The following is a 6,281-nucleotide window of genomic DNA, read 5'->3' as shown; positions in this document are numbered from 1 at the left end:
TGGAAGTTCTCAGCCGGTGTGAAGACCAGTTTGCCATCAACGATCTCAACTGTGCCTTGTGTTTCAGGTACGGACGCCGATTCAATCGACAGCGTATCGCCATCAATATCGGTGTCGTTTGGCAGGACATCAATCGTTACTGAGCTATCTTCCTCTGTAATTGTTGTATCATTAGAGGCAATAGGCGCATCGTTAACTGAGTTTACTGTTACCGAAACTTGAGCTTCATCCTCTAACTCACCATCTGAGATGGTGTAGCTAATCGTTGCATTACCGTTGAAATTTTCAGCCGGAGTGAAAACAAGCTTACCATCGATAACCTCAACGATACCTTGCTCTTCTGGTACAGAAGCAGAGGTAATGATTAAATCATCACCTTCAATATCACTGTCGTTAGCGAGCACATCAATTACAACCTGGGAATCCTCGTCAGTTTGAATCGCATCATTAGTTGCTATTGGCGCGTCATTAACAGGCGTAATATCTAAGTTAGCAGTGCCATTAATAACACCGCCATCGTTATCAATAATGTCATAGGAGAATGACACTTCAGTGTCATCGTCAGCCTCTGGAATGTAAGTCCAAGATCCATCGCTGTTATCAATTAAGGTGCCATTCCCACTCTCAATAGTGACGTTTGTAATGACAAGAGTATCGGCATCATCAATATTGACGTTCGATAGTAATTCTTCAGTAGTTATCGTGATTGGATCGCTATCTTCCTCAACAGCGCTTAATGTCACTGGAGAATTAGTAAGTGGCTTACTTGAGCCATCCCCACTTGTCTCGATACCTGTTGTGAAGAAGTCATTTAAGGTCAACGCTTGTGTTTCAGATAAGCCGAGGGATTCTAGGCCAATAGTTTCAAAGTTTGTTGAGGCTAGTACTTCAGTACCATCCCGTACAATCGTGGCACTATTTTGCAAACTGGAGCCACTATTTTCACCCGCTGCAGGTGCGAGTTCTTCATCAATAGCAGAAGGGTCTTGACCTTGCTCAATAGCACTAATAATCTGTGCTACATCGTCTGAAATATCTTTTAAACCTTGCTCTTGAGCAAGCTGAATTTTCAGGTCTTGAGGCGCAGCATCTGTCATTGCCACTATCACTTCACCTGGTAGAGGCTGCTGTCCTTCTGCAAGGACTCTCAGCTGCCCATCCAAACCTATTACGACGACTTGATTACCGAGTGGCACTAATGCTGTACGATCCATATAAACCTTAACCCTAAATAACTGTCAAGTTTTTGACTAACAATACTAATTTGCTATATATTGCCCGAATATATAGTGCAATAACAGCAATTTGATGCTCAATAAAGTAATTATGTGTCATACATCAATAAGAATCCAGATGCATAAGTGTTTTATTTTATTAAAATCTGGACACACGTTCCTAGCTATTACCTCCATCTTTAATTTGAGATCTTAATTCAAGTTTTAGGCAGATTTAGTAGGTTGATTTATCAAAATTGAAACAAATGAACAGCGAATCAACAGGTTACTTCATCGCATATTAATGTTATTGTGCGCTAAATTATTGACGCCCTTATAAGTATTCCACTTATAAGCCCTATCACCTCGAGAATTTTTACCATTATCTAGGAGAATCACAGTGAAGTGGACTCGTGCCAACGCCTTTTGTATTGGTATGTTCACCGCTAGTCATGCGTTTGGGCAAACGCTAGAGCAAGCGGTTGAAAACACATTAAAAACCAATCCTGACATCAAAAGTGCGTTCAATGAATTCGTTAGCAAGCAGTATGTGAATGAAGCATCTGGTGGTGCTTACCTCCCATCCGTAGACTTAGATGCCGGTATCGGTTACGAAGGAATCAAACCTGCAGAGTCAGGGCGAGATTCAACCGATCTGACAAGAAAAGAAGCCACCGTGACACTAACCCAGCTAATATGGGATGGCTCAGCGACACTTAATGATATGGATCGAACAGCAGCTGATGCTGAATCGGTCCGTTATCAACTTCTAGCTGATGCCCAAGACACCGCTCTAGAGGTCGCGAAAGTTTATTTAGACTCAGTAAAAGCTTATGAAATTCTGACACTTTCCGAGAATAACTTGAAAGTGCATAAGAAGATCTATGAAGACATTAAAAAGCGAGTTAACTCAGGTATCGGTTCTACAGCAGACCTAACCCAGGTAGAGGCTCGTTTAGCAAAGGCTCACGGTAACTTGGTGGCAGCTCAGAACAACTTATATGACAGCCACACCACCTTTACACGCCTTGTCGGACAGTCACCACAAGGATTGATTTTCCCAAGAGCGGACCAAAACTTTATTCCCTACACCATCGATGAAGCGATTGACTTGGCATTCGAGTCACATCCAGTAATCAAAATTTCGGTAGCTGATGTGGACTCTGCAAAGTTCCAATACAAGCAATCTAAGGGAACTTACTACCCAACGATATCGGTAGAAGCGGCTCAAACATGGCGTGATGATGCAAGCGGTATCGAAGGAAGCAGCGAAGAGACAACAGCAATGTTACGTATGCGTTACAACCTCTTTAACGGTGGTAGTGACGTAGCCAACGCTGAAAGTTTTGCCTACCAACTAAATAAAGCAAAAGACCTAAGAGAACGTGCATACCGCCAAGTAGAAGAAGGTCTTCGTCTATCTTGGAGTGCGTTAGATTTAACACTTCAACAAAAAGAGTTCCTAGCGGATCACGTAGATTCGGCCTCTGAAACTGTCATCGCCTACGAAAAGCAGTATCGCATTGGAAAACGCACTCTGCTGGACTTGTTAAATACTGAAAACGAACTTTTCGAAGCAAGAAAGAACTACTTGGATGCTCGATACTCAGAGCAGTACGCCAAGTACCGCGTTATGAACGCGACTGGCCAATTGTTAAATGCCTTGCGTGTCGATGTACCTAAAGAATGGAATGAAAAGGTGGAGTACTGATCATGAAACCAGTGAAGATTCTATTTGCATTGGGTATGCTCGCCATCACTCAACACGTTGTTGCTGAAGACGAATATGAGTATCGTCCTGTACCAAATGCAGAACAAATAGCAGATTTGCAAGATGACGATAACGATGGTGTCATCAATGCTCGAGATATGTGCCCAGGTACACCTGAAGGCTCAGAGGTCGACAACGACGGTTGTGGAGAATACATTAAAGCATCAGATAACATGCAAGTGCGGATACTTTTTGCTAACGACTCTGATGAGATCAATCCAGTCTTCAGAAGACAAGTCCGAGAGCTTTCCGACTTTTTAAAAGAGTACCCTACTACTTCGATAGAGCTGCACGGCTATGCTAGTAAAGTTGGTGGTTCAAAGCATAACCAAGATCTTTCTGAAAGACGAGCACGCAATGTCCGTGAAGCCCTACTAAGCTACGACATCGAACCGAGTAGAGTCCGCATTGTTGGTTTTGGTGACACTCACTTAGCACAACAAGGGACCGATGAAGTCAGCCATGCTTTAAATCGTCGAGTAACCGCATCAGTCGTTGGTTACAAAGGCGAGATAAAAAGAGAGTGGACAATATTCACAACTCTTCCAGAAAGGTAAAGTACCTGTTTTTGTTTGCTCTGCAAGCACAAAGCAAACAAAAACGAGTGAATGCTTAACCTCAGAAAAGGAGCTTCGGCTCCTTTATTTTTACTCATTTCGACAACCGTATTATGCTTTAGGAATCGGCACTTTAGTGTTACTCTAGCCACGTCATAACAACGAGAGTTTTGAAATGAGCAAACTTACATCAGATATCCAAGCGAACCTTGACCTTTTTGTTGCAGAAACGAAAGAAAACCAATTGGTTTGGGGTTTACGCAATGAAGAAGGTTGGCTATCTTGCGATTCAACTGAATTCGAAAACAGCGAAGTCATGCCTTTCTGGTCTTCTAAAGAAGATGCAGAAGCACATAATGTTGAAGAATGGGCAGATTTTACTGTACTAGAAATCCCATTAGATATCTTTGTTGAAGATTGGCTTTTGACTCTTGCTGAAGATGGTGTTCTTGTTGGAACTAACTGGAACGATCAGTTAGAAGGCAAAGAAATGGAGCCTCAAGATCTAGCAAAGCTTTACATTGATTAAAGATTTCTGACCTCAACTTTATGTTGAGGTCTTTCTTTTTATGCCTCTTCTTTCAATATCTCGACCAAGTGCATAGTTTTACTACTCTTTTTCTTAGTACACCCAACTTAATCACAACGCTGATGCGTTAAAAGCGCTATGATAACTCAACTTTAAAGGCACCTTAAATTAAAGGCTCGTTTAAACATGCGCGTGCTCTATCCCTTGCTTGCGTCACTTTTGCTCACTCCAGTATATGCAAGCGACACTCAAGATATTGAACCAAACCAAAATATCACACAGTGGCACTCTGTCTACCAAACCACACTACGAAGCAACCCTGAGTCGGCATTGAGCATGCTTCAAGATCGCTATCATACAGCGAAATCGGACAGCGAAAAGCTCTACGTAAGTGGATTGATTTATGAATATATGTCAAACATAAATCAGCCTTACTACGGCAGCAGTCAAGTCTTAGACAACCCTTTTTCTCAATTAGAATCAGAATATATTCTTGCCTTAAATGAACGTAAGCATGGTAGTTACGAGGCCTCAGTAGACAGCTTTTCTTCTTTGCGACAGACAATGAAGAAAATATCCGATTCCGAAGGCAAGGCTCTGATGAACTATCAACTTTGTTATACGCTGAATCAACAAGGTCGTTATCACAAAGCAAACTTTTATTGCTCATCCTTAGAAAGCCACTTAAATCATAAGCATCAAGAAAACTTCCCTGTTGATCTTGCTTTGCGCGTAATAGCAAATAACTACAATTACCGCGGTGACTATGAAAAAGCCTTAAGTTTGTATCGACAGTTGATGGCCAACATGTCGACGCAAAGCGATCCTTCAGGGATTTACAATGACGTCGGCAATTTACTTGCAGAGCTGGGGCAATTTGAACAATCAGAGCAATATCTCATTCAAGCCCTACTGGTTCGCCAAGATGAAGGGACACCTCTTGAAGTTGCGCAAGTCGAACATAGTCTAGGAGCGATGTACAGAAAATCCAAAGAACTCGATAAGTCCATCAGCCACTACAAAAATGCATTAACGATTCTCGAACAACTTCATTACCCATACGGGCAAGGTTTGACCTATTTAGGGTTATCTGCTGCTTTGGCCGATTCTGGGCAATTGGATACCGCGGTAGATTACATTGGAAGAGCATTAAACATTGCCCAAACTTATGAGAATACGCACCTTGAAACAGAGGGTCATTTGGCTGCTGGATTGGCATATTTAAAGAACCATACACCCGAAAAATCGATTGAACACACTACAATAGCGTTAAGATTAGCGGTAAAAAACGCTAGGCCCTTATTGCAAGCGCAAGCCCAATTACTCCTCTCAAAAGCATACCAAGCTCAAAATGATTACAAAAAGGCGCTGGAGCATCACAAGGCCTACTCGACGATTGAACTAACGAACCGAGACGCGAGTAATATCAAGGCGTTAGAGGCACTAGATCTCACTAAAAAAGAGTATGAATATGATCTACAAGTCGCGCAGTTGAACAACGAAACTCTTCTAAGTCAGTACCAGTTTGAAAAACTCACAGACCAACAACGCACTTATAATTTTGTTGTTTTCTGTTTATTGGTTCTCCTCGCTCTGGCATTGATGGTTCAGCGACAAACACGCTTAAAAGCCAAAATAGACAGCTTAACGTGTGCATTAAACAGAGCGGCAATTATAGAGACGATTAAAAGCCAAACCTCCAAAGCTGAAGGAGACTTCCGCTACGTTCTAGCATTAATCGATCTAGATGACTTTAAGGCGATTAATGATCAGTATGGTCATCCGACTGGCGACTTAGTACTACAACAGGTATGCAAAGCGCTTAAAGCTAAACTTAATAAGGGAGATTACTTGGGTCGTTTAGGTGGAGAAGAGTTTATCTTGCTATTGAAAAACGTCGATGAGATTGACGTTCCCTTTAGAGTACAAAGTCTGCATAAAACAATTTCAGAAAAGAGTGTACATTCGCTTAATAACCATCAATTGAATATATCTGCGAGTCTGGCCTATCTATCAACCTCAATGCCACTCACCAACTTTGATGAGCTCTATTCGATATTAGACCAAGCGTTATACAATGCTAAGAAGCAAGGAAAAAACTCCCTTGTGGACGCATACAACGAGCCGATCAGTTTAAGTGCTGAGTATATTCTCTAATAAAACCAAACCACCAGCGTAGTGGTTTGTTATAGGTGGAAGCATCAGTAAGC

General features: G+C 41.9%; 5 protein-coding genes. 4 read left to right on the top strand and 1 reads right to left on the bottom strand.

All coding sequences use genetic code 11. From position 1 onward, the window contains the following. On the bottom strand, window positions 1-1,214 hold a 1,214-nt coding region (locus R8269_RS11880; RefSeq protein WP_318222545.1), incomplete at its 3' end, for a cadherin-like domain-containing protein. A 400-nt stretch (window positions 1,215-1,614) separates the two neighbouring features. Between R8269_RS11880 and R8269_RS11875 the strand changes: the two genes are divergently transcribed. The 4 genes from R8269_RS11875 (at window position 1,615) to R8269_RS11860 (ending at window position 6,228) form a co-directional block, all read left to right on the top strand. Beyond that, window positions 1,615-2,925 (top strand): TolC family outer membrane protein, encoded by a 1,311-nt coding sequence (locus R8269_RS11875; protein ID WP_213907338.1) that lies wholly within the window; start codon window positions 1,615-1,617, stop codon window positions 2,923-2,925. 2 nt (window positions 2,926-2,927) lie between these two features. Next, window positions 2,928-3,542, top strand: coding sequence for an OmpA family protein (locus R8269_RS11870; protein ID WP_005377354.1), 615 nt, complete (start codon window positions 2,928-2,930; stop codon window positions 3,540-3,542). Between the two features lie 175 nt (window positions 3,543-3,717). Continuing rightward, complete coding sequence (locus R8269_RS11865) at window positions 3,718-4,071, top strand: DUF2750 domain-containing protein (protein WP_005377352.1); 354 nt, start codon at window positions 3,718-3,720, stop codon at window positions 4,069-4,071. Window positions 4,072-4,257: 186 nt separating this feature from the next. After that, on the top strand, window positions 4,258-6,228 hold the full coding sequence (locus R8269_RS11860; RefSeq protein ID WP_005377350.1) for a GGDEF domain-containing protein: 1,971 nt from the start codon (window positions 4,258-4,260) through the stop codon (window positions 6,226-6,228). The last annotated feature ends 53 nt before the right edge of the window (window positions 6,229-6,281 follow it).

Source organism: Vibrio sp. Vb0667, assembly GCF_033391095.1.
This window is presented reverse-complemented; position numbering and strand designations above follow the sequence as displayed.